General features: G+C 45.1%; 2 protein-coding genes. Both read left to right on the top strand.

The genetic code is table 11. From position 1 onward, the window contains the following. The first annotated feature begins 143 nt into the window (after window positions 1–143). Window positions 144–455 (top strand): type II toxin-antitoxin system HigB family toxin, encoded by a 312-nt coding sequence (locus QMA35_RS21825; RefSeq protein ID WP_281649237.1) that lies wholly within the window; start codon window positions 144–146, stop codon window positions 453–455. Next, on the top strand, window positions 455–954 hold a 500-nt coding region (locus QMA35_RS21820), incomplete at its 3' end, for a hypothetical protein (protein ID WP_281649236.1). The genes QMA35_RS21825 and QMA35_RS21820, both read left to right, overlap by 1 nt.

Raw genomic sequence — 954 nt, 5'->3', positions numbered from 1 at the left:
TGGTGTTCGTCGCTTCGCTCCTGGGACGCCTTCGGCGCCCCACATGCAGGCGTTAGGCCCAGCAACACCCCCACCCAAAGTTCACATGTTGTGAACGACACCTATACGTGCTAGAGTTCACATAGAGTGAACTCGAGGTTGTTATGCACGTTATATCCAGAAAGCCGTTCAATGACGCAGTAAAGAAATACCCAAACCAGTCAGCTGCAATCGAAGCTGTCTATAAGTCATTGAGAAATGGGAACTTTCATGACCCAAGTGAACTCAAAGAGCTCTACCCGAGTTTGGATAACTTCAAATATAGGGATAAATGGTGGGTCATCGATATCGGTGGGAATAATCTAAGACTTATTGCTTTTATCGAGTTTCGAGATAACCGGATGTATGTGAAGCACATTGTGTCCCATGCAGAATATGACAAATTGTGCAAAAAATACGCTAAGGAGGCTGAGTGATGAGATTCTCTAACATAAAAGCCAAAGCTACTGACCTTTTTTCTGAAGCAGGCTTTGTTGGCCGTATACACAATGAAGATGAGTACGAGAAAGCTCTTGAACTAATGGATGAACTCATTGAGGAATATGACAAATATGTTCCTTTGATCGAGATCCTTTCAGTGTCAATAGAGCGCTGGGAGGACGAGTCTGAAGAGTTTGCAGAGTTCAACCAAAGAGTCGAAAACCTTGATGATGGCGCTGCGGTTCTCCGTACACTGATAGATCAGTATCAGCTTAAGGCTGATGATCTCAAAGAAGAAATTGGTGGTAAGAGTCTTGTATCCATGATTCTTAATGGAACTAGAAAACTGACTAGAGATCATATTCAAGCACTTTCACAGCGTTTCCATATATCGCCATCCGTTTTCTTCCCAATTGGCCTAAATCGGGTAAGGGCTGACTTTTCTTCAGCCCTCCCCACACCACCCGGCATGCGGGTCCGCACCGGGCGGTTCAC

Origin of the sequence: Parendozoicomonas sp. Alg238-R29, assembly GCF_947331445.1 — a bacterium.
Taxonomy (GTDB): Bacteria; Pseudomonadota; Gammaproteobacteria; order Pseudomonadales; family Endozoicomonadaceae; genus Sansalvadorimonas.
The sequence above is the reverse complement of the archived record's forward strand: the minus strand, read 5'-3'. Positions and strand labels throughout refer to the sequence as shown.